This window comes from Nocardioides sp. Soil_C_8 (genome assembly GCF_057656315.1).
Window position 1 is genome coordinate 774,036 of record NZ_JBDGKQ010000001.1, and the last position, 22,758, is coordinate 796,793.

Below are 22,758 nucleotides of genomic sequence, written 5' to 3' on the forward strand. Positions count from 1 at the left end.
GTTGGGACAAGTTTCCGACAAATCGTGACCATGTGCGCGGGACTGGCGTGATGGGTGATGATGGGCCGCGTGGGCGCGTACGAGGGGAGCCGGCGTTGATCGTGGAAGCGCGGTACGCCAGCGGTGCTGGTGTGCTCGTCGGCAGTGGCGCCCACTGGGTGCTGCTGACCGACCCCGGTGACGAGCGGGTGGTCCAGGAGATCTGGGACGCCCTCTCCCTGGGGGCTCCCTCGGGAGCGAGCGCCGCGGAGCGCGTGCTGGCGATCGCCGAGAAGGCGTTCGAGGGCGATCCGCCCGGGCTGGCCCTCGTCGACTTCACCTCCGGGGCCTCGACGACGCTCTCGCGCGGCGTGGGCCACGTACGCCTCGCCGGACCCGCGCGGGTGCTGAGCCTCGACGGCGGGGCGGACCCCGGCGGCCTCGCGACCACCCGGCGCCTGGTGGGCGGGGTGGTCGCCGCCGACCGCGTGGAGCTGACGCCCGTCTCGGCCCGCACCGCCCCGGTGCAGCAGCGCGCCCAGGAGAGCCCGCCGCCCGCGGCGGCCGCACTCATCGACGGCATCCCCGACGCCATCCTGGCGGCGAAGGGTCCCGACGGCCCTCCCCCGCGCACCCGCGTGCGCCGCCGGGTCGAGGACACCGGCTCGCTGGTCGACACCTCGGAGCCCGACCCCCTCATGATGCAGCGCATCGAGGAGGGCGCCCACACCACGATCCGGCCCCCGACCGCACCGGGTGGCGGACCGAGCGCCGCGGCGGAGCCCGACGACCACGACGGCGCGACGTCCCTCCGGCCGGCCCACCTGTCCCAGAGCACCACGCCGACGGTGCTCGCCGTGAGCTGTCCCCTCGGGCACCTGACCCCGCCGATCGCCCCGCAGTGCCGCGTCTGCCACCAGCGCGTCGCGCCGCAGGAACCGCGACGTGTGGACCGTCCGTCACTCGGGGGTCTCCGGCTCCCGACCGGCGAGGTCGTCCCCCTCGACCGGGGCGTGGTCCTGGGCCGCAAGCCCGCGCCGGCCGAGGGCAGCACCGACTGGCCGCACCTGGTGCACCTGCCCAGGGACCACTCGTTCGTCTCGCGGCGCCACCTGCAGATCGAGCTCGACGGCTGGGACGTCGTCGCCCGCGACCTCGAGAGCCGCGGCGGCACCACCATCGCGCCCCCCGGACGGGAGCCGGAGCGCATGCGGCCCGGTGACGCCTACGTCCTCGAGCCGGGCACGGTGCTCGACATGGCCCACGTCTACAGCGTCCGCTACGAGTCGGGGGCGGTCGCCCGGTGAGCGCACCAGTCATCCCGGGGTTCGCGTTCGTCGAGCACCTCGGCAGCGGCGGCTTCGCCGACGTCTTCCTCTACGAGCAGCAGTGGCCGCGCCAGCGGGTCGCGGTCAAGGTCGTCCGCCCGGACGTGCCCCTCACCGACCGCGAGAAGTACCTGTTCACCGCCGAGGCGAACGCGATGGCGCGCCTGGCCGACCACCCCTACATCGTCTCGGTGATCACCGCCGGTGTCACCGCGGAGGGCGGGCGGCCGTTCCTCGTGATGCGCTACTGCCCCCCGCCGGACCTCGGCGTGCGGGTGCGCGCCAACCCGATGGCCCCCGTCGACGCGGTGTCCACCGGCATCAAGCTGGCCAGCGCGATCGAGACCGCGCACCGCTCGGGCATCCTGCACCGCGACATCAAGCCGAGCAACGTCCTCGTCACCACCTACCACGAGCCGGCGCTGACCGACTTCGGCATCGCCGGCCACATGGCCGACGTCGAGGGCGACAACGACGTCCGCATCTCCTACCCCTGGTCGCCACCCGAGCTGCTCGACGGACGGTCCAACGGCTCCGTGGCCTCCGACGTCTACTCCCTCGGCGCGACCATCTGGCACCTGCTCGTCGGCCGCTCGCCGTTCTCCATCCCGTCGGGCGACAACTCGACCCGGGCGCTCAGCGCGCGCATCCTGCACGCCGCTCCCCCCGCCACCCAGCGCCCCGACGTCCCTCCCGCGCTCGACCGGCTGCTCCAGCAGTGCCTGGCCAAGCGCCCGGAGCACCGGCCCGCCAGCGCGCTCGAGCTCGCCCGGGCGCTCCAGCGCATCGAGTCGGCCGCCGGCTGGCCGCGGACCGTGGTGGCGGTGGAGGGTGACCGGCCGGACGCCTCGGTGAGTGCCTCGGACGGCTCGACCGGTTCAGCCGGCACGACGGGCGCGTCGGGCGCGTTCGGGCCCTCCGGCCCGACGGGACCGGCCGAGGACGCGACGGCGATGAAGCCGGTCACGGTGATCTCGGCGAGCGGCCCCCGCCGCATCGCAGCCCAGGACCCGGCGCCCGCGCCGCTGGACGGCGAGGAGGAGCGCACGGGCGTGCCGGGCCTGGTGTGGGCGGGTGTCGGCGTCGCGGTGCTCGCGCTGCTGGTGGGGTTCCTGGTCCTCGGCGGCAACGACCGTGGGGAGGATCCAGGCGTGGTCGTGCCGACCGAGTCGCAGACGCCGGCTGACGTGATCCCCGACGTCCTCACCGAGGCGGTCTCGCTGACCGGGAGCCGGACGCCCCGGGGCGTGCTGTTCGAGTGGCGCCCGCCCGTGCCCGTCGAGGCCGGTGACTCGTTCAGCTGGCACCGCGACGACACCGACGAGTACGGCAGCACGTCGCGCCGGCGTCTCCTCGTGCGCACCGACGACCCGGTGTGCCTCGACGTGCGGATGACCCGCGGGTCGGACAACTCGCCCAGCGCGAGCCAGTGCGTGTCCTGACCCGCGGGTCCCGACGTCAGGCGGCGGTCAGCCGTCCTCCCAGTCGCGGCGCGGGCCGGTGGCCGCGTCCTGCTCCTCCGACGACATCCGGCTCGAGGCCCACAGCGACAGCACGGCGGTGATCGCCAGCGTGGCGACGATGACCACGAGGGAGAGCCAGATCGGGATCTCCAGCCAGTCGTAGTGGAGCGGCTCGCCACCGTTGATGAACGGCACCTCGTTCTCGTGCAGCGCGTGGAAGAACAGCTTGACGCCGATGAAGGCCAGCAGGAACGCGAGGCCGTAGGACAGGTAGATCAGGCGCTGCAGGAGCCCGCCGATCAGGAAGTAGAGCTGGCGCAGGCCCATCAGCGCGAAGATGTTGGCCGTGAGCACCAGGTAGGGCTCCTTGGTGATGCCGAAGATCGCCGGGATCGAGTCGAGCGCGAACAGCAGGTCGGTGGTGCCGAGCGTGAGGATCACGATGAACATCGGCGTGATCATCTTCTTCGCGTTGTCGCCGGTGATCAGCAGCTTCTTGCCGTGCCACTCCGACGTGGCCGGGAAGCGCCGCTCGACGAACGCGACGAGCTTGTTCTCCTCGAACTCGTCGTCCTCGTCCTCGCCGCCCTCCTTCGCGAGCTTGATCGCGGTGTAGATCAGGAAGATCCCGAAGAGGTAGAAGACCCAGCTGAACTGCTCGATCGCCGCGGCGCCGACCCCGATGAAGATCGCGCGCATGACCAGCGCCATCACGATGCCGATCATCAGGGCGTACTGCTGCAGCTCCTTCGGCACGGCGAACTTCGCCATGATGATGATGAAGATGAAGAGGTTGTCGATCGACAGCGAGTACTCCACCAACCAGCCGGAGAAGAACTCCAGGCCGTGCTGGTGGTCCCACGTGACCCACACGCCGATGCCGAACAGGATGGCCAGGCCGACGTAGATCGAGAGGTAGGTCGCACACTCCTTCATGCTCGGCTCGTGCGGCCGCCGGCCGACGATGACGAGGTCGAAGGTGAAGATCACGATCGTGACGGCGAATGTGGCGATCCAGACCCAGGTGGGTACGTTCACGCGTTGCTCCTAGGGATGAGGCGAGATCGGTGTCCGCGCAGCGCACGGACGCCAGAGGTCTCTTCCGCCCGCGCTGCTGCCACGGACCAGTGGCACCGGGCCCCGCTCGCGCGGACGCCGTACTGACGACACCACTGCTCAGGGAATACTCCCCTCCAACCGCGTCAGTGTGTCACGCGTCGCGAGGAGGGTGCGAAATCGAGGTCAGCGTCCGCCGAATGGGACGCCGAGGGCCGTGAGGCGCGAGCGGCCGCCGTCGACGGCGGTGAGCACCCAGGCACCCTGGGGGGTCACCGTGAAGGTGTGCTCGAAGTGGGCGGCGTAGGACCCGTCGACGGTCGCGACGGTCCACTCGTCCTCGAGCAGGTCGGTGTGCTTGCTGCCGAGCGTGACCATCGGCTCGACGGCGAGCGCGAGACCCTCGACGATCGAGGGGCCGCGACCGCGCCGCCCGACGTTGGGCACGTTGGGCGGCATGTGCATCTCGGTGCCGATGCCGTGCCCGGTGTAGTCCTCGAGGATGCCGTAGCGGCCCTCCGAGCGGACGTGGGTCTCCACGGCGTGGCTGATGTCGCCCACGCGTCCACCGAGGCGGGCGGCTGCCATGCCGCGCCACAGGGACTCCTCGGTGACCCGCAGCAGCTCCGCCACGTCGTCGCGCACCTCGCCGACCGGGACGGTGATCGCGGCGTCGCCGTGCCATCCGGCGACGATGGCGCCGCAGTCGATCGAGATGACGTCACCCTCGGAGAGGGTGCGCTCACCGGGGATGCCGTGCACCACCTCGTCGTTGACCGAGGCGCAGATCGTCGCGGGGAAGGGCGGGTGGCTGTAGCCCTTGAAGGACGGCACGCCCCCGTGGTCGCGGATGTTGGTCTCCGCGAGGGTGTCGAGCTCCAGGGTGCTCACCCCGGGCCGCACCGCGGCGCGGAGCAGCTCGAGGGTCTCCCCCACGAGCAGCCCCGCGACCCGCATCAGGTCGATCTGCTCGGGGGTCTTGATCTCGATCCCGCGGTCCCTGAACCCCATGGGCCTGCGCCGGCCGTCAGCTCTGCGGGACGACGTCGAGTGCGTCGAAGATGCGGGTCGTCACCTCGTCGACCTCGCCCATGCCGTCGACCTCGACGAGGATGCCCCGCTCGCGGTAGACCCCGATGAGCGGCTCGGTCTGCTCGGCGTAGACCTCCTGCCGGCGACGGATGACGTCCTCGGTGTCGTCGGCGCGGCCGTCGGTCTGCGCACGCTGCAGCAGGCGCTGGACGAGCTCCTCCGGGTCGACCGTGAGCACGACAACCGCGTCGAGCTGGTGACCGGTGAACCCGATCATGCCGTCGAGCTCGGTGACCTGGGCGAGGGTGCGGGGGTAGCCGTCGAGCAGGAAGCCCGGCTCGGCGTCGGCCTCGTCGATGCGGTTGCGCACCATCATGTTGGTGATCTCGTCGGGGACGTACTCGCCCGCGTCCATGTAGCGCTGGGCCTCGACGCCGAGCGGCGTGCCCTGGGAGACGTTGGCGCGGAAGATGTCACCGGTGGAGATCGCCGGGACGCCGAAGTGATCGGCCACGAAGCGGGCCTGCGTGCCCTTGCCCGCCCCCGGCGGGCCCATGAGGATCAGTCTCATCTACTTCAGGAATCCTTCGTAGTTGCGCTGCTGGAGCTGGCTCTCGATCTGCTTCACGGTGTCGAGGGCCACGCCGACCATGATCAGGATGGACGTGCCGCCGAACGGGAAGTTCTGGTTGGCCTGGATCATCGCGAAGGCGACGAGCGGGACCAACGAGATCAGGCCGAGGTAGAGGGCTCCAGGGAACGTGATGCGGGACAGGACGTAGGACAGGTAGTCCTCGGTCGGCTTGCCCGCCCGGATCCCGGGGATGAAGCCGCCGTACTTCTTCATGTTGTCCGCCACCTCGACAGGGTTGAAGGTGATCGAGACGTAGAAGTACGTGAAGAAGATGATCAGCAGGAAGTAGATCGCCATGTAGAGCGGGTGGTCGCCGCCCACGAGGTACGTGCCGATGAAGTCGAGCACGGCGTTCTTGCTGTCGGGGTTGAACTGCACCGCCATCGCCGGCAGGTAGAGCAGCGAGGAGGCGAAGATGACCGGGATGATGCCGGCCTGGTTGACCTTGAGCGGGATGTAGGTCGAGTTGCCGCCGAACATCTTGCGCCCGACCATCCGGCGGGCGTACTGCACCGGGATGCGGCGCTGGGCCTGCTCGATGAAGATGACGCCGGCGACGAGGATGAGGCCGATCACCATCACGATGGCGAAGGTGACCCAGCCCTGCGAGGTCTGGACGCTCCACAGGGACGCGGGGAAGGTCGCGACGACCTGGGTGAAGATCAGGATCGACATGCCGTTGCCGATGCCGCGGTCGGTGATGAGCTCACCGAGCCACATGATGACCGCGGTGCCCGCCGTCATCGTGACGACCATGACCAGGAACGTCGTGGTGCCGTCGTCGTGCAGCAGGTCGCGCGTGCAGCCCTGCAGCAGGGCGCCGTTGCGCGCCAGGGCGACGATGCCGGTCGCCTGCAGCACGGCCAGGCCCAGCGTCAGGTAGCGCGTGTACTGGGTGATCTTCGTCTGACCGGCCTGTCCCTCCTTCTTCAGCGCCTCGAGCCGTGGGATCACCACGACGAGCAGCTGCAGGATGATGGAGGCCGTGATGTACGGCATGATCCCCAGCGCGAAGATGGTGAGCTGCAGCAGCGCACCACCCGAGAAGAGGTTGATCAGGCTGTAGAGGCCGCCCTCCTCGAGCTGGTCGATGCACGCCTGGACGTTGGCGACGTGCACTCCCGGGGTGGGCACCTGGGAGCCCAGCCGGAAGATCGTGACGATCAGCAGGACGAAGAGCAGCTTGCGCCGCAGGTCCGGAGTCCGGAAAGCGTTGGCGAACGCGCCTAGCACTGGTTCCTCTTTCGTATGGGTGCCCGGCCAGGATCGGCGGGCGGACGAGACACCCTCGCCGTCGTACGGCTGAGGGCCCGGGGAAGCCTAACAGTCGGGGTTCGACCCGCTTCCTCCCCCAGAATCAAGGAGAGAACGACAAAGGCCTGGCCGACAGTTCCCACTGTGCGGCCAGGCCTTCACCGGATGAGCGAGATCGTGGCCTCAGGCCACGGTCGCGGTGCCGCCGGCAGCCTCGATCTTCTCCTTGGCGGAGGTCGAGAACGCGTCGGCGCTGATCTGGACGGCGACGGAGATGTCGCCCTGACCCAGGACCTTGACGGGCTGGTTCTTGCGAACGGCGCCCTTGGCCACGAGGTCGTCGACCGTCACGGTGCCACCCTCGGGGAACAGCTCCCCGAGGCGGTCGAGGTTGACGACCTGGAACTCCACGCGGAAGGGGTTCTTGAAGCCCTTCAGCTTGGGCAGGCGCATGTGGATCGGCATCTGGCCACCCTCGAAGGCAGCCGGAACCTGGTAGCGCGCCTTGGTGCCCTTGGTACCGCGGCCGGCGGTCTTGCCCTTGGAGCCCTCACCGCGACCCACACGGGTCTTGGCGGTCTTGGCTCCCGGAGCGGGACGCAAGTGGTGCAGCTTGAGCGTCATGTCACTCCACCTCCTCGAACGTCACCAGGTGACGGACGGTGTTGATCATGCCCCGGATCTCCGGGCGGTCTTCCTTCACGACGACGTCGCCGATCCGCTTGAGACCGAGCGACCGCAGCGTCTCGCGCTGGTTGGCCTTGAGGCCGACCAGTCCACGCTTCTGCTGGACCTTGAGCTGTGCCATCAGGACTGCACCCCCGCGGTCTCGGCCTGGCTCTCGGCACGAGCCTTGAGCAGCGCGGCCGGGGTGACGTCCTCGACGCGCATGCCGCGGCGCGAGGCGACGGCCTCGGGCTCCTCGAGCATCCGCAGCGCCTCGACGGTCGCGTGGACGATGTTGATCTGGTTGGACGAGCCGAGCGACTTGCTCAGCACGTCGTGGATGCCGGCGCACTCGAGGACCGCACGCACCGGGCCGCCGGCGATGACGCCGGTACCGGGAGCGGCGGGACGCAGCAGGACGACGCCTGCGGCCTTCTCGCCCTGGACCGGGTGCGGGATCGTGCCCTGGATGCGGGGGACCTTGAAGAAGTGCTTCTTCGCCTCCTCGACACCCTTGGCGATCGCCGCGGGAACTTCCTTCGCCTTGCCGTAGCCGACGCCGACCAGACCCTCACCGTCGCCGACGATCACGAGGGCGGTGAAGCTGAAGCGACGACCACCCTTCACGACCTTGGCGACTCGGTTGATCGCCACGACGCGCTCGATGTAGGCGGTCTTGTCAGCCTGGTTGCGACCGTTGTCGCGTCCGCGACGGTCACCACCCTGGCGCTCGCCACCGCGCTGTCCGCGCTGGGCTCCGCTCATGAGACTTTCTCCTCTTTCAGAATTCTTCGCGTGGGCGATCAGAACTGGAGGCCGCCCTCACGGGCGGCGTCAGCCAGGGCCGCGATACGGCCGTGGTACTTGTTGCCGGCCCGGTCGAAGACGACGTCCTCGATACCGGCGGCCTTGGCACGCGACGCCACCAGCTCGCCGACCAGCTTGGCCTTGGCGGTCTTGTCGCCCTCGGTGCCGCGGACGTCGGCCTCCATCGTGGAGGCGTAGGCCAGCGTGGCACCCTGCAGGTCGTCGACGACCTGCACCGAGAGGTGCTTGGCCGACTTGGTGACCACCAGGCGCGGACGCTCGGCGGTGCCGCTGATGCGCTTGCGGCCACGCGCCTGACGGCGCAGGCGCGCACGCACGCGGTTGGCGGTGTGCTTGTTGTTGCTCAGCGAGATCGCCATGTCACTTACCGGCCTTTCCGACCTTGCGGCGGATGTGCTCGCCGGCGTAGCGCACGCCCTTGCCCTTGTAGGGCTCGGGCTTGCGGAGCTTGCGGATCTTGGCCGCGACCTCGCCGACGAGCTGCTTGTCGATGCCGACGACGCCGAGCTTGGTCGGGCCCTCGACGGTGAAGGTGATGCCCTCGGGGGCGTCGAAGATGATCGGGTGCGAGTAGCCGAGCTGGAACTCGAGCTGCGTCGGGCCCTTGGGCAGGACGCGGTAGCCCACGCCCACGATCTCGAGCTTCTTCTCGTAGCCCTCGGTGACGCCCACCACCATGTTGTTGATGAGCGTGCGGGTCAGGCCGTGCAGCGAGCGGCTGTTGCGCTCGTCGTCGGGGCGCTGCACCTCGAGGACGCCGTCCTCGCCCTTGGCGACCGTGATCGGCGCGGCGATGGTGTGCGACAGGGTGCCCTTGGGGCCCTTGACGGTCACCAGCGACTCGTCGATCGCGACGTCGACACCGGACGGGACCGCGATGGGGAGCTTGCCAATGCGCGACATGCTTCTCTCTCTTCCTGGTCTCAGTTGGTCCGGGTCACCAGACGTAGGCGAGGACTTCGCCGCCCACGCCCTTCTGGTTCGCCTGGCGGTCGGTCAGCAGGCCCTGCGACGTCGAGATGATCGCGACGCCGAGGCCACCGAGGACCTTGGGCAGGTTGGTGTGCTTGGCGTAGACGCGCAGGCCGGGCTTGCTGATGCGGCGGACACCCGCGATCGAGCGCTCCCGGTTGCGGCCGTACTTGAGCGTCACGGTCAGCGTCTTGCCGACCGAGGGCTCGCCCTCGGCGGTGACGTTGTCGGCGACGTCGTAGGAGGTGATGTAGCCCTCCTGCTTGAGGATCTCCGCGAGGCCGGCCTTCATCTTGCTGTAGGGCATCGACACCACGTCGTGGTACGCCTGGTTGGCGTTGCGCAGACGCGTGAGCATGTCTGCGATCGGGTCAGTCATCGTCATGATGTGGTTCTTTCTCGTCGTGGTTTCCTCAGGCTCGCGGCCGGAGGACCTGCAACGTATTTCGGTGATTTACCAGGAGACGGTGCTAGTTACCAAGAAGACTTGGTGACGCCGGGGAGCTCGCCGCGGTGGGCCATCTCGCGCAGGCAGATGCGGCACAGGCCGAACTTGCGGTAGACGGCCTTCGGGCGGCCGCAGCGCTGGCAGCGCGTGTAGCCGCGGACAGCGAACTTCGGCTTGCGGGCGGCCTTGACCTTGAGTGCAGTCTTCGCCATGTCAGTTCTCCTTGAACGGGAAGCCGAGCTGCTTGAGCAGCGCGCGGCCCTCGTCGTCGTTGGTGGCGGTGGTCACGATGGTGATGTCCATGCCGCGCGACCGGTCGATCCTGTCCTGGTTGATCTCGTGGAACATGACCTGCTCGGTGAGACCGAAGGTGTAGTTGCCACGACCGTCGAACTGCTTGGGCGAGAGGCCGCGGAAGTCGCGGATGCGGGGCAGGGCCAGGGACAGCAGGCGGTCCAGGAACTCCCACATGCGGTCACCACGCAGAGTGACGTGCGCACCGATCGGCATGCCCTCGCGGAGCTTGAACTGCGCGATGGACTTGCGGGCCTTGGTGACGGCCGGCTTCTGGCCGGTGATCGCGGTGAGGTCGCGGATCGCGCCCTCGATCAGCTTCGAGTCGCGCGCAGCCTCGCCGACGCCCATGTTGACCACGATCTTGGTCAGGCCGGGCACCTGCATGATGTTGGCGATGTCGAACTCGGAGCGGAGCGCGGGGACGATCTCCTCGCGGTAGCGCGCCTTGAGACGGGGAATCTCAGTGGTCTGGGTCTCGGCCATCTCAGATCTCCTTGCCGGACTTGCGGGACACGCGGACCGACCGGCTGGCGGCGTAGGTCGAGCCGTCGGGACGGCGCTTGGTGACCTCGTCGCGGCGGAAGCCGACGCGCGTGACGCCGTCACCCTCGACGAGCATCACGTTGGAGACGTGGATGGGCGCCTCGCGGGTGATGATGCCGCCGGTGGTGTTGGTCTGCTGCACGGACTTGGTGTGGCGCTTGACGAGGTTGACACCCTCGACGATCACGCGCTCCTCCTCGCGGAGGACCGAGATGACCTTGCCCTGGGCACCCTTGTCCTTGCCGGCGATCACCTTGACGGTGTCACCCTTCTTGATGTTCATGTCCTTACCCATCTCTCACAGCACCTCCGGGGCGAGCGAGATGATCTTCATGAAGCGCTTCTCGCGCAGCTCGCGGCCCACGGGGCCGAAGATGCGCGTGCCACGGGGCTCGCCGTCGTTCTTGAGGATGACGGCGGCGTTCTCGTCGAAGCGGATGTAGGAACCGTCGGCGCGGCGACGCTCCTTGACGGTGCGCACGACCACGGCCTTGACGACGTCGCCCTTCTTGACGTTGCCACCGGGGATCGCGTCCTTGACGGTGGCGACGATGACGTCACCGATGCCGGCGTAGCGACGACCAGAGCCACCGAGAACACGGATGCAGAGGATCTCCTTCGCACCGGTGTTGTCGGCGACCTTGAGTCGCGACTCCTGCTGGATCATTGATTTCTCCTGGTTGTCGAGCTGGTTCTCGCCCTCTCAGCGGGGGGCGAGCCTGGCCGAACTGATATGTGGAAACTTGTGCTCGAGGCCGGTGGGCCTCAGGTCACTTGGCCTTCTCCAGCACCTCGACGAGGCGCCAGCGCTTGGTGGCCGACAGCGGACGGGTCTCCATGATGAGGACCCGGTCGCCGATGCCGCACTGGTTGGTCTCGTCGTGCGCCTTCAGGCGCGACGTCTTGCGCATGACCTTGCCGTAGAGGGCGTGCTTCACGCGGTCCTCGACGGCGACGACGATGGTCTTGTCCATCTTGTCGCTGACGACGAGGCCCTCACGGACCTTGCGCTGGTTGCGCTCGCCGGCCGACTGGGTCGCAGTGTTCTCGCTCATGCCTTCGCCTCTTCGTTGGTGCCCGGGGTGGTGCGGATGCCGAGCTCGCGCTCGCGGACCACGGTGTAGATGCGGGCGATGTCCTTCTTGACCACGCGCAGGCGGCCGTTGCTCTCGAGCTGCCCGGTGGCGGCCTGGAACCGCAGGTTGAACAGCTCCTCCTTGGCCTCGCGCAGCTTGGCCTCGAGGGCGGGTGCGTCGAGCTCGTCGAGCTCGTGGGCGTTCAGCTTGGTAGCCATCAGAATTCACCGGCCTCACGGGAGATGAACCGGCACTTCATCGGGAGCTTGTGCATCGCGCGGCGCATGGCCTCACGAGCAGTCACCTCGTCGACACCGGAGAGTTCGAACATGACGCGGCCGGGCTTGACGTTGGCAACCCACCACTCGGGGGAGCCCTTGCCGGAACCCATGCGGGTCTCGGCCGGCTTCTTGGTCAGCGGACGGTCCGGGTAGATGTTGATCCAGACCTTGCCGCCACGCTTGATGTGGCGGGTCATGGCGATACGGGCCGACTCGATCTGCCGGTTGGTCACGTAGTGACCCTCGACCGCCTGGATGCCGAAGTCACCGAAGGCCAGCGAGGTGCCGCCCTTGGCGACGCCACGACGCTTGGGGTGGTGCTGCTTGCGGTGCTTGACGCGACGGGGCATCAACATGAGGTCAGGCCTCCTGTCCGGTGCTCGGTGCAGCCTCGGCAGCCGGGGCAGCTGAGGTCTCAGCGGTGGCCTCGGTGCGAGGAGCGCGGTCGCCGCGCGAGCCACGGCTCGGACGGTCACCGCCACGGGTGTTGGGACGACCGCCGCGGCCGGGAGCACCGGCGCGAGCAGCCTGCTGGGCCTGGCGCTCGGCACGGGTGCCGGCGACCTCGCCCTTGTAGATCCAGACCTTCACGCCGATGCGGCCGAAGGTCGTGCGGGCCTCGTAGAAGCCGTAGTCGATGTCGGCGCGGAGCGTGTGCAGAGGCACGCGGCCCTCGCGGTAGAACTCCGTGCGCGACATCTCGGCGCCGTTGAGACGACCCGAGCACTGGATCCGGATGCCCTTGGCACCGGAGCGCATCGAGGTCTGCATCGCCTTGCGCATGGCACGACGGAACTGCACGCGGCCCGAGAGCTGCTCGGCGACGCCCTGGGCGACCAGCTGCGCGTCGACCTCGGGGTTCTTGACCTCGAGGATGTTGAGCTGGACCTGCTTGCCGGTGAGCTTCTCGAGCTCGCCGCGGATGCGGTCCGCCTCGGCGCCGCGGCGGCCGATCACGATGCCCGGACGGGCGGTGTGGATGTCCACCCGCACGCGGTCACGGGTGCGCTCGATCTCGACCTTGGAGATGCCGGCCCGCTCCATGCCCTTGGAGAGCAGCTTGCGGATGGCGACGTCCTCACCGACGTACGACTTGTAGAGCTTGTCGGCGTACCAACGGCTCTTGTGGTCGGTGGAGATGCCCAGGCGGAAGCCGTTCGGGTTGATCTTCTGGCCCATCAGGCACCCCTTCCGTTCTTGTTGGCGCGGCCGGTCTTCGTGGCCAGCACGTCGGCCGGCTGCACCGCGAGGGTGATGTGGCTGGTGCGCTTGTTGATGCGGGTCGCACGGCCCTGGGCACGCGGACGCCAACGCTTCATCGTCGGGCCCTCGTCCACCATGGCGACGGACAGCACGAGGTCGGCCCGGTTGAGGCCCTCGGTGGTCTCCGCGTTGGCGATCGCGCTCTCCAGCACCTTGTAGACGGTCTCGGAGGCGGCCTGCGGCGCGAACTGCAGCAGGGTCAGGGCCTCGTCGACCTGGAGGCCGCGGACCATGTCGACGACACGGCGGGCCTTCATCGGGGTGATCCGCACGAAGCGTGCGCTGGCGAACGCGCCCGGCTGGTCGCCGAGCAGCGACTCGCGGCGCGCACTGGTGCGGCTGCGCTCGGTGGTGCTCATCGACGGCGTCCCTTCCGGTCTTCCTTGACGTGCCCGCGGTAGGTGCGGGTGGGGGCGAACTCCCCGAGCTTGTGGCCGACCATGGAGTCGGTCACGAAGACCGGGACGTGCTTGCGACCGTCGTGCACGGCGATGGTGTGGCCGATCATGTCGGGCACGATCATCGACCGGCGCGACCAGGTCTTGATGACGTTGTGGCTGCCCTTCTCGTTCTCGGCGTCCACCTTCTTCTGAAGGTGGTCGTCGACGAAGGGGCCCTTCTTGAGGCTGCGAGGCATGTCGGTTACTTCCTACCCTTGCCGGACTTGCGACGACGGATGATCTGGGAGTCGCTGGCCTTGCGCTTGCGCGTGCGGCCCTCGGGCTTGCCCCAGGGGGAGACGGGGTGGCGACCACCGGACGTCTTGCCCTCACCACCACCGTGCGGGTGGTCCACCGGGTTCATGACGACACCGCGGACGGTCGGGCGGACGCCCTTCCACCGCATGCGGCCGGCCTTGCCCCAGTTGATGTTGGACTGCTCGGCGTTGCCGACCTCGCCGATCGTGGCGCGGCAGCGGACGTCGACAAAGCGCATCTCGCCCGAGGGCATGCGCAGCGTGGCGCGGCTGCCCTCACGGGCGACCAGCTGGGCGGAGTTGCCGGCCGAGCGGGCGATCTTGGCGCCGCCGCCCGGACGCAGCTCCACGCAGTGGATGGTCGTGCCGACCGGGATGTTGCGCAGCGGCAGGTTGTTGCCGGGCTTGATGTCGGCGTTGGGGCCGGACTCCACCGCGGTGCCCTGGGTCAGACCCTTGGGGGCGACGATGTAGCGCTTCTCGCCGTCGGCGTAGTGCAGCAGCGCGATGCGCGCGGTGCGGTTGGGGTCGTACTCGATGTGAGCGACCTTGGCCGGGACGCCGTCCTTGTCGTAGCGACGGAAGTCGATGATGCGGTAGGCGCGCTTGTGGCCGCCACCCTTGTGACGGGTGGTGATGCGGCCCTGGTTGTTGCGGCCACCGTTCTTCGGCAGCGGGCGCGTCAGCGACTTCTCGGGCGTGGACCGGGTGATCTCGACGAAGTCGGCCACCGACGAGCCACGACGGCCCGGGGTGGTCGGCTTGTACTTGCGGATAGCCATATCAGTTCCTAGTCAGGAGCCCGGTCAGGAGACCGGACCTCCGAAGATGTCGATGCGGTGACCCTCGGCGAGGCTGACGATCGCGCGCTTGGTGTTGGGACGCTTGCCCATGCCGTAGCGGGTGCGACGGGTCTTGCCCTGTCGGTTGATCGTGTTGACCGAGGTGACCTTGACGTCGAAGACCTTCTCGACCGCGATCTTGATCTCGGTCTTGTTGGCGTCCGGGTGGACGATGAAGGTGTACTTGTTGGCGTCGAGCAGGCCGTAGCTCTTCTCCGACACGACCGGGGCGATCAGGACGTCGCGGTGGTCCTTGTGCAGGGTGCTCACTTGTCGCTCTCCTTCTCGTCGGCGCGGGTCAGGCCGGCCGCCTCGGCGTCCTCGGCGGACTTGAACCAGAAGTCGCCACCCGAGACGTCGTAGGCGGCGTCGCCCTCGACCAGGTAGGTGCCGGACTGCAGGCCCTGGACGTCGTAGCCCTTGGGGTTCTTGCCGCTCTTGAGCGGGGCCTTCGCACCGGCCGGCAGGGCCGGCTCGTCGGTGGCCTGCTCGGTGGCGGGGGCAGCAGCCGACTCGGTCTTCGCGGCCGGAGCGGCGGAGGCGCCACCCACGAAGGCGTCGTAGGCACCCTTGGTGAAGACGATGTCGTCAGCGGCGATCACGTCGTAGGTGTTGAGCTGGTCGACGGCGACGATGTGGACCTCGGGCGCGTTGCGCAGCGAGAGCCAGGTCAGCGCGTCGGAGCGCTCGAGCACCACGAGGTAGCCCACGCGGTCGGTCAGCGACGTCAGCGCGGCGAGCGCGGCCTTGGTGGAGGGCTTGTCGCCCGACACCAGGCCGTCGACCACGTGGACGCGGTCGTTGCGGGCCCGGTCGGAGAGGGCACCGCGGAGGGCGGCGGCCTTCATCTTCTTGGGGGTGCGCTGGTCGTAGCTGCGCGGCTGCGGGCCGTGGACGGTGCCACCGCCGGCGAACTGCGGGGCGCGCGTCGAGCCCTGGCGGGCGCGGCCGGTGCCCTTCTGCTTGTAGGGCTTGCGACCACCGCCGCGGACCTCGCCGCGGGTCTTGGTGGCGTGCGTGCCCTGGCGCGCAGCGGCCTGCTGGGCCACGACGACCTGGTGGATCAGGGGGATGTTGACCTCGACGTCGAAGATCTCGGCGGGGAGGTCGACCTTGACGGTCTTGACAGCCATGCTCAGGCCTCCTGCGTCTTCTTGGCGGCCGAGCGGAGGACCACGAGACCGTTCTTGGGGCCGGGAACGGCACCCTTGATCAGGATCAGGCCCTTGTCGGCGTCGACGGCGTGCACCGTCAGGTTCTGGGTGGTCACCGTGTCGTTGCCCATGCGGCCCGACATGCGGGTGCCCTTGAACACGCGACCCGGGGTGGCGCAGGCGCCGATGGAGCCCGGCTTGCGGTGGTTGCGGTGGGCACCGTGGGAGGCGGACACACCGGCGAAGCCGTGACGCTTCATCGTGCCGGCGAAGCCCTTGCCCTTGCTGGTGCCGGTGACGTCGATCTCCTCGCCGGCGGCGAAGGTCTCGACGGTCAGCTCCTGGCCGACCGTGTAGGAGCCCGCGTCAGCGGTGCGGATCTCGGCCACGTGGCGGCGCGGGGTCACGCCGGCCTTGGAGAAGTGACCGGCCTCGGGCGAGTTGACCTTGCGGGCCTCGATCTCGCCGAAGCCGACCTGGATGGCGTTGTAGCCGTCCACCTCGGGGCGGCGGACCTGGGTCACGACGTTGGTCGCGGCCGCGATCACGGTGACGGGGACGACCTTGTTGTTCTCGTCCCAGAGCTGGGTCATGCCGAGCTTGGTGCCCAGCAGCCCCTTCGCGTTGCGCTCGAAAGTGTTGGTCATGTCAGGCCTCAGAGCTTGATCTCGATGTCGACACCGGCAGGCAGGTCGAGACGCATCAGCGAGTCGACGGTCTTCGGCGTCGGGTCGATGATGTCGATCAGGCGCTTGTGGGTGCGCATCTCGAAGTGCTCGCGGGAATCCTTGTACTTGTGGGGCGAACGGATGACGCAGTACACGTTCTTCTCGGTCGGCAGCGGCACAGGGCCGGCGACCTTCGCACCCGTACGGGTGACGGTGTCCACGATCTTCCGCGCCGAGGTGTCGATCACCTCGTGGTCATAGGCCTTGAGCCTGATGCGGATCTTCTGTCCCGCCATAGGTCCCTGTCCTCTTCGATCTCGTACGCCTGGTCTGGTTTCGGCTCTCAGCCCCCGGTGGGCGAGCGCCGCCTGTCTCTCCTCCACCCTCCGACCCCCGCGGTCGGGCGTGTCGCGCGTCCAACTGAAAACATCGGCTCGTGACACGACCCCGGAGGGATCGGAACTGCTCTGGGTGGCACCCGACGGTTGTCGGATCTGGTCGGGTCTCCGATCACCATGTGATCCGGTGCGGCGCACGCAGACGACTGGCTCGATCAAGGAGACGCGATTCAGAAGTCAAGGTGTGTGCCGCACCCCGGCGACCCGCCGGAGCAACCGGAACATCTTGACAGACTCCACGTGCCCACGCCAAATCGGAATGGTGGGTCGTCCGCTGTCGTGCGCGTCACCCCTGCTGCCGGCCCGCGGCGAGTGCCATGAGGCGACGTCCGAGCCGGGTCGGGGACCCGCTGACCGGGTCCACCAGGAGCTCCCAGCCGTGACCGTACCTGCGCGGGACGAACGGCACTCCGCCGGCCCGGGCGAGCGCTCGCGCGTCCGCGAGCTCGGCCGGGCCGTCGCTGGCGGCCATGGCGACGAGACCGGCGACGAGACCGGTGGCGGGGAGGTCGTGGCCCAGCGACGCGAGCTCCACCCCCTCCCACGAGGAGGGCCCGCTGATGTCGGCCCAGGCGTCGACGTCGGCCCCGGCGGCGACAGCCATGACGGTCAGGGACCCGCCCATCGACGTCCCGAGGAGCACGACGCGCTCGGCCCCGACGTCGTCGCGGGCCACCCGCACCGCTGCACCGACCTCGGTGAGCGGGTCGGCGTCCTGGTCGGCATCGCAGACCGACTCGCCGTAGCCGCACGGGTTGACCAGCAGCGAGGTGACGTCCGCGTCCTCGACCGCGGCGGCGGCCCATCGCCCCCAGCCGCAGAGGCCGCTCGTCTGGGGCAGCAGCACCGCGACCGTCGCGTTCTCCGCCGGGCCGGTGCGGGCTGCCTCGAGCTGCCCGCCGCGCTCGCCGCGCAGCGTCAGGGCCTCGAGCTCCGCGTCCGCCGGGACTGCGGAGGAGCACCGCTCGCGCAGCACCGCGGTCGGGTCGGGGTCCGACGACTCGCCCGCGGTCGTCCCGTCCGTGCCCGAGCACCCGGCGACGAGCAGGGCCAGGACGGCAGCGGACACCGCACCGCTCCGCCCCCACGTCACCCGCACGGCACGAGGATAGGAAGAGGAGCGACGTCGGTCGATGCCCCGCCCTTGCCTCGTCTCCCGGACCGTCCTACCGTCGAAGGATGGCCGGTCTGGTCACGCTCGTCCTCTGCACCCTGATGCTGGGCGCTGCTGTGGGGCTCGCCCTCTGCCAGGCCGAGATCGGCCGCGCGGTCCGCCGGGTGCGTGCGCACGTCTCCCCTCCCCCGCCGGCCCCGTCGCTCCCGGCGATCGAGGACCTCGCTGCTGCCCTGCGCCGGGTCCGGCCGGCGGTGCTGGCCCCAGCGCCGGGCACCCCGATGGCGCGTCGACGCGGCACCGTGGCGGCGTACGACGACCTGCTGGGCCAGGCGGCACGCGCGCTCGGGGTGCCGGACCTGGTCAGCGACCTGCGCGAGGGCACCGACCGCGAGGCGGAGCGGTTGCGGCTCGAGCACCTGCTGCGCGAGGCCGGCCTGGTGATCGATCAGCCGCGATCGGACCGGCGGTAGCAGAAGTCGACGATGTCGCGGCCCACGTCGCGACCCTTGCGCTCGAACCGGGTCACCGGCCGCTCGTCCCAGCGCTCGACCGGCCCACCCTCGAGGGTCGGCTCTGCGTCGAGGACCTCGCGCATCTGGTCGGCGTAGTCGGCCCAGTCGGTCGCCAGCCGCCACGCGCCGCCCGGCACCAGCCGGGAGGAGGCGAGCGCGGCATTGGCGGGGTTGACCAGCCGGCGCTTGCGGTGCTTGGTCTTGCGCCACGGGTCGGGGAAGAACGTCCACAGCTCGGCGAGGCTGGCCGGGCCGAGGAGGTTCTCCAGGGTCCAGACGGCGTCGACGGAGCAGAACCGCACGTTGTCGGCCCCCGCCTCGGCGACGCGCCAGAGCGAGTCGGCGATGCCGGGCAGCCACACCTCGAGGGCGAGCACGTTGTGGTCGGGCCGCGCGGCCGCGAGCACCGCGGTCGCCTCGCCGATGCCGGGGCCGATCTCGAGGATCAGCGGCGCCTCGCGGCCGAACCACTCGGTGAGGTCGAAGCCCGGCCGGTCGACGGCCTCCTCCGGGATCACCCAGTCGGCGTGGTGGGCGGCCCACGACTCGGCCTGCCGCGGCGTGAACCGGCTCCCCCGCCGCGAGTAGGTGAGCACCTCCCGCATCCGGCGCCCGTCCGCGGTGAGCTTGTGGTGCGGGCGGGCGGGGCGTACGACGTCGTTCACCGGACCATGATCCCCGGCCCGCGGGGCCGGATGCACATCGGCGCGGGACGCGACCACGCCTCAGAGGTGCTCGAGCGCCCCCGTGAGCACGGAGCGAAGCCGCTGCTCGATGTCGTCGAACTCGGTCTGGCCGATGATCAGGGGCGGTGCCAGCTGGATGACCGGGTCGCCGCGGTCGTCGGCACGGCAGTAGAGGCCGGCCTCCCACAGCGCACCGGACAGGTAGCCGCGCAGCAGGCGCTCCGACTCGGCGTCGTCGAAGGTCTCCTTGGTCTCGCGGTCCTTGACCAGCTCGATGCCGTAGAAGTAGCCGTGGCCGCGCACGTCGCCGACGATCGGGATGTCGAGGAGCTTCTCCAGGGTCGCCCTGAAGGCGGGCGCGTTCTGCTGGACGTGGTCGGTGAGTCCCTCGCGCTCGAAGATGTCGAGGTTGGCCATCGCCACCGCGGACGAGACCGGGTGGCCGCCGAACGTGTAGCCGTGGGCGTAGGCCGTCGTGCCGGACCTGAAGGGCTCGAAGAGACGGTCGCTGGCGATCATGGCGCCGATCGGCGAGTAGCCCGAGGTCATGCCCTTGGCGCAGGTGATGATGTCGGGCTGGTAGCCGAACTCGGCCGCGCCGAACATCTCCCCCACCCGGCCGAAGGCGCAGATGACCTCGTCGGAGACGAGCAGGACGTCGTACTCGTCGCAGATCTCGCGGACCCGCTCGAAGTAGCCGGGCGGCGGCGGGAAGCAGCCGCCGGCGTTCTGCACCGGCTCGAGGAAGACGGCGGCGACGGTGTCGGGGCCCTCGAACTCGATCGCCTCGGCGATCCGGTCCGCGGCCCAGCGCCCGAAGGCCTTCTCGTCGTCGCCGACGAACTCGGGGCGGCGGTAGAAGTTGGTGTTCGGCACCTTGTGGGCGCCGGGCACGAGCGGCTCGAACATCTCCTTCAGCGGCGGGATGCCGGTGATGGAGAGTGCGCCCTGCGGGGTGCCGTGGTAGGCCACCGCGCGGGAGATGACCTTGTGCTTGTTGGGCTTGCCGGTGAGCTTGAAGTACTGCTTGGCGAGCTTCCACGCCGACTCGACGGCCTCGCCGCCACCGGTGGTGAAGAAGACGCGGTTGAGGTCGCCGGGCGCCATCGCGGCGATCCGGTCGGCGAGCTCGACGGCGCGCGGGTGCGCGAAGGACCAGAGCGGGAAGAAGGCCAGCTCCTGCGCCTGCTTCGCCGCCGCCTCGGCGAGCTCCTGGCGGCCGTGGCCCACCTGGACGACGAAGAGCCCGGCGAGGCCGTCGATGTACTCGCGGCCGTGGCTGTCCCAGATCTTGTGGCCCTCGCCCTTGACGATGAGCGGCATCTCGCCGCCGTTCTCGTAGGTCGAGTGGCGGGTGAAGTGCAACCAGAGGTGGTCGCGGCCGGCGGCCTGGTAGTCGAAGGACGCGTCGGTGGGCTTGCCCTCGGTGGTGTGGAGGCTCATCTCGTTCCCCAGTTGTAGTGCTGCTTGTTGAGCTTGAGGTAGACGAAGGTCTCGGAGGAGACGACGCCCTCGAGCTCGCGGACCTGTCGGATCACGTCGAGCAGGTGCGGGTCGTCCTCGCACACCACCTCGACGAGGAGGTCGAAGCTGCCGGCGGTGGTGACCACGTAGTCGACCTCCGGCACCTCGGCCAGGCGGTCGCCGACCTTCATCGGGTCGCCCTCGGTGCGGACGCCGATCATGGCCTGGCGGGTGAACCCGACCTGTGTGGGGTCGGTGACCGCGACGACCTGCATCACCTCGGAGTCGAGCAGCTTCTGGACCCGGGCCCGGGCGGCCGCCTCCGACAGCCCGACCGCCTTGGCGATCGCGGCGTAGGAGATCCGACCGTCCTCCTGCAGCAGCTCGATGATCCGCTTGGCGGTGGCGTCGAGGCGCACCTGTGCCTCACCCATCCTGGTGCCCACGGCGCTCGCTCATGGCGCCATCGTGGACGTGAGATCGCTGGTTCGCAAGTCGCCGAGCGTGGATTCCGCATTTCAGGACTGTTAATTCCGCGATTCCCGCACAATCTTCGGCAACAAGTATGGCGATGGCACGCCCACCCGTCCTAGTCTCCCCTCACCGCACCCGACCGGGAGGACCTCCGTGACCAGCCCACGCACGCTGCGCAACTTCATCGGTGGCACGTACGTCGACGGCAGCGCCGGCGCGACGAGCGACGTCGTCGACCCGACGACCGGACAGGTGGTCGCCCATGCCCCCGTCAGCGGGGCGGAGGAGGTGGATGCTGCCTACGAGGCGGCCGACCGGGCGTTCGGCGAGTGGGGACGCACGACGCCGGGCGAGCGCCAGCAGGCCCTGCTGAAGATCGCCGACGCGATCGAGGACCACGCCGAGGAGCTGATCGCCCTCGAGTCCGCCAACACCGGCAAGATCAAGGCGCTCACCGCGAGCGAGGAGATCCCACCGATGGTGGACCAGCTGCGGTTCTTCGCCGGGGCGGCGCGGCTGCTGGAGGGCAAGGCTGCCGGCGAGTACATGGCGGGCCACACGTCGTGGATCCGCCGCGAGCCGATCGGCGTCGTCGGCCAGGTGACGCCGTGGAACTACCCGCTGCTGATGGCGGTCTGGAAGATCGGCCCGGCCCTCGCGGCCGGCAACACCGTCGTGCTCAAGCCCAGCGACACGACGCCCGAGAGCACGCTCCGGCTGGCCGAGCTCGCCGCGGAGTTCCTCCCCGCCGGCACGCTCAACGTCGTCACCGGCGACCGCGAGACCGGGCGCCTGCTCGTCGAGCACCCCACGCCGGGACTCGTCGCGATCACCGGCTCGGTCCGCGCCGGCAGCGAGGTCGCGGCCAGCGCCGCCCCGAGCCTCAAGCGGGTCCACCTCGAGCTGGGCGGCAAGGCCCCCGTCGTGGTCTTCGACGACGCCGACATCGAGGCCGCCGTCGAGGGGATCGCGATCGCCGGCTACTTCAACGCCGGCCAGGACTGCACGGCCGCCACACGCGTCCTCGCCGCGCCGGGCATCCACGACGACTTCGTCGCCGCACTGGCCGACTACGCCGCCGGCTCGGCGCCGGTGGGGCTGCCCGACGACGAGGACGCCCTGTTCGGCCCGGTCAACAACGCCAACCAGCTCGCCCGGGTGAGCGGGTTCATCGAGAACCTGCCGTCCCACGCGACCGTGTCGGCGGGCGGCAACCGTCGTACGGACCTCGGCGACGGCTACTTCCTCGAGCCGACCGTCCTCTCCGGGCTGCGGCAGGACGACGAGGCGATCCAGAACGAGATCTTCGGCCCCGTCATCACGGTGCAGCGCTTCACCGACGAGGAGGAGGCGGTCCGCTGGGCGAACGGCGTCGACTACGGGCTGGCGTCGTCGGTGTGGACCAAGGACTTCGGTCGCGCGATGCGGATGTCGAAGGCCCTCGACTTCGGCTGCGTGTGGATCAACACCCACATCCCGCTCGTCGCCGAGATGCCGCACGGCGGCTACAAGAAGTCCGGCTACGGCAAGGACCTGTCGATGTACGGGTTCGAGGACTACACACGCGTCAAGCACGTCATGGCCAACATCGAGAGTTGAGCGACGAGCGCAGGATGGCCAGCACCA

Annotated in this window: 33 protein-coding genes; 4 read left to right on the forward strand and 29 right to left on the reverse strand. The window is 69.5% G+C overall.

Annotation, left to right across the window (positions count from 1 at the left end; genetic code table 11):
• Positions 1–101: 101 nt before the first annotated feature.
• Positions 102–1,286: an FHA domain-containing protein gene (locus AC3A3L_RS03770; RefSeq protein ID WP_487638697.1), complete on the forward strand. Its 1,185-nt coding sequence runs from the start codon at positions 102–104 to the stop codon at positions 1,284–1,286.
• Positions 1,283–2,749 (forward strand): serine/threonine protein kinase, encoded by a 1,467-nt coding sequence (locus tag AC3A3L_RS03775; RefSeq protein WP_487638698.1) that lies wholly within the window; start codon positions 1,283–1,285, stop codon positions 2,747–2,749. Before AC3A3L_RS03770 ends, AC3A3L_RS03775 begins: the two co-directional genes overlap by 4 nt.
• Positions 2,750–2,776: 27 nt before the next feature.
• Here AC3A3L_RS03775 and AC3A3L_RS03780 read toward each other — a convergent pair whose 3' ends face one another.
• From AC3A3L_RS03780 to AC3A3L_RS03905, 26 genes are all read right to left on the reverse strand, one after another.
• A complete protein-coding gene (locus AC3A3L_RS03780; protein ID WP_487638699.1) occupies positions 2,777–3,808 on the reverse strand; it encodes a TerC family protein in 1,032 nt (343 codons plus the stop codon).
• Positions 3,809–4,012: 204 nt separating this feature from the next.
• Complete coding sequence (gene map, locus AC3A3L_RS03785) at positions 4,013–4,837, reverse strand: type I methionyl aminopeptidase (RefSeq protein ID WP_487638700.1); 825 nt, start codon at positions 4,835–4,837, stop codon at positions 4,013–4,015.
• 16 nt (positions 4,838–4,853) lie between these two features.
• Complete coding sequence (locus AC3A3L_RS03790; RefSeq protein ID WP_487638701.1) at positions 4,854–5,429, reverse strand: adenylate kinase; 576 nt, start codon at positions 5,427–5,429, stop codon at positions 4,854–4,856.
• Positions 5,430–6,725: a preprotein translocase subunit SecY gene (gene secY / locus AC3A3L_RS03795; protein WP_487638702.1), complete on the reverse strand. Its 1,296-nt coding sequence runs from the start codon at positions 6,723–6,725 to the stop codon at positions 5,430–5,432.
• 204 nt (positions 6,726–6,929) lie between these two features.
• On the reverse strand, positions 6,930–7,370 hold the full coding sequence (rplO, locus tag AC3A3L_RS03800; RefSeq protein WP_487638703.1) for a 50S ribosomal protein L15: 441 nt from the start codon (positions 7,368–7,370) through the stop codon (positions 6,930–6,932).
• Position 7,371: 1 nt separating this feature from the next.
• Positions 7,372–7,554, reverse strand: coding sequence for a 50S ribosomal protein L30 (rpmD, locus tag AC3A3L_RS03805; RefSeq protein WP_056599717.1), 183 nt, complete (start codon positions 7,552–7,554; stop codon positions 7,372–7,374).
• Complete coding sequence (rpsE, locus tag AC3A3L_RS03810; protein ID WP_487638704.1) at positions 7,554–8,177, reverse strand: 30S ribosomal protein S5; 624 nt, start codon at positions 8,175–8,177, stop codon at positions 7,554–7,556. Before rpsE ends, rpmD begins: the two co-directional genes overlap by 1 nt.
• A gap of 38 nt (positions 8,178–8,215) precedes the next feature.
• Complete coding sequence (gene rplR, locus AC3A3L_RS03815) at positions 8,216–8,599, reverse strand: 50S ribosomal protein L18 (protein WP_268109908.1); 384 nt, start codon at positions 8,597–8,599, stop codon at positions 8,216–8,218.
• A 1-nt stretch (position 8,600) separates the two neighbouring features.
• The gene (gene rplF, locus AC3A3L_RS03820) at positions 8,601–9,143 is read right to left on the reverse strand and encodes a 50S ribosomal protein L6 (RefSeq protein WP_487638705.1); all 543 of its coding nucleotides are present in this window, start codon (positions 9,141–9,143) and stop codon (positions 8,601–8,603) included.
• Between the two features lie 34 nt (positions 9,144–9,177).
• Positions 9,178–9,597 (reverse strand): 30S ribosomal protein S8, encoded by a 420-nt coding sequence (gene rpsH / locus AC3A3L_RS03825; RefSeq protein WP_487638706.1) that lies wholly within the window; start codon positions 9,595–9,597, stop codon positions 9,178–9,180.
• Positions 9,598–9,686: 89 nt separating this feature from the next.
• Positions 9,687–9,872, reverse strand: coding sequence for a type Z 30S ribosomal protein S14 (locus AC3A3L_RS03830; RefSeq protein ID WP_011757321.1), 186 nt, complete (start codon positions 9,870–9,872; stop codon positions 9,687–9,689).
• A 1-nt stretch (position 9,873) separates the two neighbouring features.
• Entirely contained in the window at positions 9,874–10,440 is a 567-nt protein-coding gene (rplE, locus tag AC3A3L_RS03835) for a 50S ribosomal protein L5 (RefSeq protein ID WP_378550484.1), read from the reverse strand.
• Between the two features lies 1 nt (position 10,441).
• On the reverse strand, positions 10,442–10,795 hold the full coding sequence (gene rplX, locus AC3A3L_RS03840; protein ID WP_487638707.1) for a 50S ribosomal protein L24: 354 nt from the start codon (positions 10,793–10,795) through the stop codon (positions 10,442–10,444).
• Between the two features lie 3 nt (positions 10,796–10,798).
• A complete protein-coding gene (gene rplN / locus AC3A3L_RS03845) occupies positions 10,799–11,167 on the reverse strand; it encodes a 50S ribosomal protein L14 (RefSeq protein ID WP_056599693.1) in 369 nt (122 codons plus the stop codon).
• A 103-nt stretch (positions 11,168–11,270) separates the two neighbouring features.
• Entirely contained in the window at positions 11,271–11,555 is a 285-nt protein-coding gene (rpsQ, locus tag AC3A3L_RS03850; protein ID WP_172262169.1) for a 30S ribosomal protein S17, read from the reverse strand.
• Positions 11,552–11,794 (reverse strand): 50S ribosomal protein L29, encoded by a 243-nt coding sequence (gene rpmC / locus AC3A3L_RS03855; protein ID WP_204811325.1) that lies wholly within the window; start codon positions 11,792–11,794, stop codon positions 11,552–11,554. Before rpmC ends, rpsQ begins: the two co-directional genes overlap by 4 nt.
• Positions 11,794–12,213, reverse strand: a complete 420-nt coding sequence (gene rplP / locus AC3A3L_RS03860; RefSeq protein ID WP_135838849.1) for a 50S ribosomal protein L16 — start codon at positions 12,211–12,213, stop codon at positions 11,794–11,796. The genes rpmC and rplP overlap by 1 nt, the downstream gene beginning before the upstream one ends.
• Positions 12,214–12,217: 4 nt before the next feature.
• The gene (gene rpsC, locus AC3A3L_RS03865; RefSeq protein WP_487638708.1) at positions 12,218–13,036 is read right to left on the reverse strand and encodes a 30S ribosomal protein S3; all 819 of its coding nucleotides are present in this window, start codon (positions 13,034–13,036) and stop codon (positions 12,218–12,220) included.
• Complete coding sequence (gene rplV / locus AC3A3L_RS03870) at positions 13,036–13,479, reverse strand: 50S ribosomal protein L22 (protein ID WP_487638709.1); 444 nt, start codon at positions 13,477–13,479, stop codon at positions 13,036–13,038. The genes rpsC and rplV overlap by 1 nt, the downstream gene beginning before the upstream one ends.
• The gene (gene rpsS, locus AC3A3L_RS03875; protein WP_090969263.1) at positions 13,476–13,757 is read right to left on the reverse strand and encodes a 30S ribosomal protein S19; all 282 of its coding nucleotides are present in this window, start codon (positions 13,755–13,757) and stop codon (positions 13,476–13,478) included. Before rpsS ends, rplV begins: the two co-directional genes overlap by 4 nt.
• A 5-nt stretch (positions 13,758–13,762) precedes the next feature.
• Positions 13,763–14,599 (reverse strand): 50S ribosomal protein L2, encoded by an 837-nt coding sequence (gene rplB, locus AC3A3L_RS03880; protein ID WP_129453376.1) that lies wholly within the window; start codon positions 14,597–14,599, stop codon positions 13,763–13,765.
• Positions 14,600–14,623: 24 nt separating this feature from the next.
• Positions 14,624–14,929, reverse strand: a complete 306-nt coding sequence (gene rplW, locus AC3A3L_RS03885) for a 50S ribosomal protein L23 (RefSeq protein ID WP_056599661.1) — start codon at positions 14,927–14,929, stop codon at positions 14,624–14,626.
• Positions 14,926–15,792: a 50S ribosomal protein L4, sunset domain variant gene (gene rplD / locus AC3A3L_RS03890; protein ID WP_487638710.1), complete on the reverse strand. Its 867-nt coding sequence runs from the start codon at positions 15,790–15,792 to the stop codon at positions 14,926–14,928. Before rplD ends, rplW begins: the two co-directional genes overlap by 4 nt.
• A 2-nt stretch (positions 15,793–15,794) precedes the next feature.
• Positions 15,795–16,460 carry a 50S ribosomal protein L3 gene (gene rplC, locus AC3A3L_RS03895; protein WP_487638711.1) on the reverse strand — a complete coding sequence of 222 codons (666 nt, stop codon included), beginning with the start codon at positions 16,458–16,460 and terminating at the stop codon, positions 15,795–15,797.
• Positions 16,461–16,468: 8 nt separating this feature from the next.
• Positions 16,469–16,777 (reverse strand): 30S ribosomal protein S10, encoded by a 309-nt coding sequence (gene rpsJ / locus AC3A3L_RS03900; protein WP_008360994.1) that lies wholly within the window; start codon positions 16,775–16,777, stop codon positions 16,469–16,471.
• A gap of 388 nt (positions 16,778–17,165) precedes the next feature.
• The gene (locus AC3A3L_RS03905) at positions 17,166–17,978 is read right to left on the reverse strand and encodes an alpha/beta hydrolase family protein (RefSeq protein WP_487638712.1); all 813 of its coding nucleotides are present in this window, start codon (positions 17,976–17,978) and stop codon (positions 17,166–17,168) included.
• An 80-nt stretch (positions 17,979–18,058) separates the two neighbouring features.
• Here AC3A3L_RS03905 and AC3A3L_RS03910 point away from each other — a divergent pair, with 80 nt between their 5' ends.
• On the forward strand, positions 18,059–18,466 hold the full coding sequence (locus AC3A3L_RS03910; protein ID WP_487638713.1) for a hypothetical protein: 408 nt from the start codon (positions 18,059–18,061) through the stop codon (positions 18,464–18,466).
• On the opposite strand, the gene trmB is transcribed toward AC3A3L_RS03910, so the two are convergent.
• Genes trmB through AC3A3L_RS03925 form a run of 3 tightly spaced genes read right to left on the reverse strand, consistent with a single transcriptional unit; the run spans position 18,442 to position 21,104 of the window.
• Positions 18,442–19,173, reverse strand: coding sequence for a tRNA (guanine(46)-N(7))-methyltransferase TrmB (gene trmB / locus AC3A3L_RS03915; protein ID WP_487638714.1), 732 nt, complete (start codon positions 19,171–19,173; stop codon positions 18,442–18,444). The genes AC3A3L_RS03910 and trmB overlap by 25 nt on opposite strands.
• Before the next feature lie 60 nt (positions 19,174–19,233).
• The gene (locus AC3A3L_RS03920; RefSeq protein ID WP_487638715.1) at positions 19,234–20,637 is read right to left on the reverse strand and encodes an aspartate aminotransferase family protein; all 1,404 of its coding nucleotides are present in this window, start codon (positions 20,635–20,637) and stop codon (positions 19,234–19,236) included.
• Complete coding sequence (locus tag AC3A3L_RS03925) at positions 20,634–21,104, reverse strand: Lrp/AsnC family transcriptional regulator (RefSeq protein WP_487638716.1); 471 nt, start codon at positions 21,102–21,104, stop codon at positions 20,634–20,636. Before AC3A3L_RS03925 ends, AC3A3L_RS03920 begins: the two co-directional genes overlap by 4 nt.
• A 181-nt stretch (positions 21,105–21,285) precedes the next feature.
• Here AC3A3L_RS03925 and AC3A3L_RS03930 point away from each other — a divergent pair, with 181 nt between their 5' ends.
• Positions 21,286–22,731, forward strand: coding sequence for a gamma-aminobutyraldehyde dehydrogenase (locus AC3A3L_RS03930; RefSeq protein WP_487638717.1), 1,446 nt, complete (start codon positions 21,286–21,288; stop codon positions 22,729–22,731).
• The last annotated feature ends 27 nt before the right edge of the window (positions 22,732–22,758 follow it).

Excerpts from the sequence above, each read along its gene's own strand:
- rpmD (WP_056599717.1), bottom strand. The coding sequence starts at position 7,554 with ATGGCACAGCTCAAGGTCCAGCAGAAGCGTGGACTGGTCGGCCTCAAG.
- rplR (WP_268109908.1), bottom strand. The coding sequence starts at position 8,599 with ATGGCGATCTCGCTGAGCAACAACAAGCACACCGCCAACCGCGTGCGT.
- AC3A3L_RS03790 (WP_487638701.1), bottom strand. The coding sequence starts at position 5,429 with ATGAGACTGATCCTCATGGGCCCGCCGGGGGCGGGCAAGGGCACGCAG.
- rplE (WP_378550484.1), bottom strand. The coding sequence starts at position 10,440 with ATGGCCGAGACCCAGACCACTGAGATTCCCCGTCTCAAGGCGCGCTAC.
- rplB (WP_129453376.1), bottom strand. The coding sequence starts at position 14,599 with ATGGCTATCCGCAAGTACAAGCCGACCACCCCGGGCCGTCGTGGCTCG.
- rplO (WP_487638703.1), bottom strand. The coding sequence starts at position 7,370 with ATGACGCTCAAGCTGCACCACTTGCGTCCCGCTCCGGGAGCCAAGACC.
- rpsJ (WP_008360994.1), bottom strand. The coding sequence starts at position 16,777 with ATGGCGGGACAGAAGATCCGCATCAGGCTCAAGGCCTATGACCACGAG.
- rplN (WP_056599693.1), bottom strand. The coding sequence starts at position 11,167 with ATGATCCAGCAGGAGTCGCGACTCAAGGTCGCCGACAACACCGGTGCG.
- rplD (WP_487638710.1), bottom strand. The coding sequence starts at position 15,792 with ATGGCTGTCAAGACCGTCAAGGTCGACCTCCCCGCCGAGATCTTCGAC.
- rpsH (WP_487638706.1), bottom strand. The coding sequence starts at position 9,597 with ATGACGATGACTGACCCGATCGCAGACATGCTCACGCGTCTGCGCAAC.
- rpsQ (WP_172262169.1), bottom strand. The coding sequence starts at position 11,555 with ATGAGCGAGAACACTGCGACCCAGTCGGCCGGCGAGCGCAACCAGCGC.
- rpsS (WP_090969263.1), bottom strand. The coding sequence starts at position 13,757 with ATGCCTCGCAGCCTCAAGAAGGGCCCCTTCGTCGACGACCACCTTCAG.
- rpsC (WP_487638708.1), bottom strand. The coding sequence starts at position 13,036 with ATGGGCCAGAAGATCAACCCGAACGGCTTCCGCCTGGGCATCTCCACC.
- rplC (WP_487638711.1), bottom strand. The coding sequence starts at position 16,460 with ATGACCAACACTTTCGAGCGCAACGCGAAGGGGCTGCTGGGCACCAAG.
- rplV (WP_487638709.1), bottom strand. The coding sequence starts at position 13,479 with ATGAGCACCACCGAGCGCAGCCGCACCAGTGCGCGCCGCGAGTCGCTG.
- rpmC (WP_204811325.1), bottom strand. The coding sequence starts at position 11,794 with ATGGCTACCAAGCTGAACGCCCACGAGCTCGACGAGCTCGACGCACCC.
- AC3A3L_RS03920 (WP_487638715.1), bottom strand. The coding sequence starts at position 20,637 with ATGAGCCTCCACACCACCGAGGGCAAGCCCACCGACGCGTCCTTCGAC.
- rpsE (WP_487638704.1), bottom strand. The coding sequence starts at position 8,177 with ATGAGCGGAGCCCAGCGCGGACAGCGCGGTGGCGAGCGCCAGGGTGGT.
- rplP (WP_135838849.1), bottom strand. The coding sequence starts at position 12,213 with ATGTTGATGCCCCGTCGCGTCAAGCACCGCAAGCAGCACCACCCCAAG.
- map (WP_487638700.1), bottom strand. The coding sequence starts at position 4,837 with ATGGGGTTCAGGGACCGCGGGATCGAGATCAAGACCCCCGAGCAGATC.
- rplF (WP_487638705.1), bottom strand. The coding sequence starts at position 9,143 with ATGTCGCGCATTGGCAAGCTCCCCATCGCGGTCCCGTCCGGTGTCGAC.
- AC3A3L_RS03910 (WP_487638713.1), top strand. The coding sequence starts at position 18,059 with ATGGCCGGTCTGGTCACGCTCGTCCTCTGCACCCTGATGCTGGGCGCT.
- AC3A3L_RS03830 (WP_011757321.1), bottom strand. The coding sequence starts at position 9,872 with ATGGCGAAGACTGCACTCAAGGTCAAGGCCGCCCGCAAGCCGAAGTTC.
- rplX (WP_487638707.1), bottom strand. The coding sequence starts at position 10,795 with ATGGGTAAGGACATGAACATCAAGAAGGGTGACACCGTCAAGGTGATC.